Below are 261 nucleotides of genomic sequence, written 5' to 3'. Positions count from 1 at the left end.
GGGCAAGATAGCGGCGCACGGTGGAATCCTTGGCGTCCATGGTATAGCGGGAGGTTACAAAAGCTACCACACCACCAGGACGCACCTGGTCGAGTGCTTTGGCGAAAAAGTAGTTGTGAATACTGAAATTCAGCTTGTTGTAGGCTTTGTCGTTGACCTGATACTGACCGAAAGGCACATTGCCGATGGCAAGGTCAAAGAAGTCTCGCCTGTCGGTGGTCTCAAAGCCGCCTACTGTGATGTCCGCCTTGGGATAGAGCT

General features: G+C 52.9%; 1 protein-coding gene. It reads right to left on the bottom strand.

Annotated features, from left to right (window positions below; all coding sequences use genetic code 11):
* Nucleotides 1-261: hypothetical protein (locus LI241_RS15660; protein ID WP_227151503.1), on the bottom strand; the 261-nt coding region annotated here is incomplete at both ends.

It is taken from the genome of Longicatena sp. 210702-DFI.1.196 (assembly GCF_020563125.1).
GTDB lineage: Bacteria > Bacillota_I > Bacilli_A > Erysipelotrichales > Erysipelotrichaceae > Longicatena > Longicatena caecimuris.
Note: the sequence above shows the minus strand (reverse complement) of the source record. Positions and strands in the feature narration are given on the sequence as shown.